Source organism: Endozoicomonas sp. SESOKO3 (assembly GCF_024606255.1).
Map to the genome: position 1 here is coordinate 1 of NZ_JAHHPR010000726.1, position 1,002 is coordinate 1,002.

Below are 1,002 nucleotides of genomic sequence, written 5' to 3' on the forward strand. Positions count from 1 at the left end.
ACACCAAGGGTAATCCTGTCACGCCTCTTGAGGCGGCACTGGACCTGCAGCGTTCATTCTATGAAAACTCAAAGCGCAACCGGTTTATCAGGCAGCTGATAGAAGCTACAACCGATAAAACACGTACTTTGAATGACCCTGATATTCTGTCTTCACTTCGACCGATCATACTACCTGACTGGACACTGCACGAAGTTGGCGACAACAACCTAAGGATTTTGTATAAGATTGTTCAGGATATAATCCACAGAGTCAATCAATCTGACCAGCAGCCACCCATAGGACAATTTGAAAAATGCTGCTTTACTGAGTATTTCGTTCAATTGTTCCTGCTCTATTCAAACCCACTTGAATTTATTCGTGAACTGTTAGAGAAACTGTCAGATTCTGTCATAAGCCGTGATATCATGATTTTTGCGCCATCATTGACATTCTCCATCCCTTTTCGCGATACCTTTATACAACTTAAAAAGCACCCATCACGCCATGAATTAGCACGCTTTTCAAATGAGCTGATAAGGCAGGCACATAATTCCCATTCACTACAAGTGCCTTTAATAGAACCTGTCATCAGTCACAGTGGTAATACCGCCAACGATACAACTGCCAGCAATGGTAATAGGTTCACTGATCCCATCCGGCAATTTAATAGCTACCACAGAGCCTCTGGCTCTACCAGCTGTTCCTCTGACTCTCTGAGATACTTACAGCAGGGAGCAAGGCCAAAACGGACTGTCCTTGCGAATCAGCAAGATATCTCTTCCCAAAAGCGACTGATGGCGAGACCCTCATGCGGTGATCATCAAGCCGGTGGGGCACATAACCGATCCGATTTGGAGGTGTCGGGGATAAATCAGAACTTCTTGAGTAAACATTCGACCGACGGCTCCCTTCTCATTGAGCTTAAAAGACGCGCTCAGGAAAAAGAAGAGAAAAAAACGCAACGGATTGAAGCGTTAACTGAAGAAGTTCAAGGGTTAAGAATAGAAAATCGGGAGTTAA

The 1,002-nt window shown here is 44.5% G+C and carries 1 protein-coding gene; it reads left to right on the forward strand.

Going from position 1 to position 1,002, the window contains the following annotated elements; all coding sequences use genetic code 11:
* A partial coding sequence (locus KDK18_RS12800) for a hypothetical protein (protein ID WP_257255316.1) occupies window positions 1-1,002 on the forward strand: 1,002 nt, incomplete at both ends.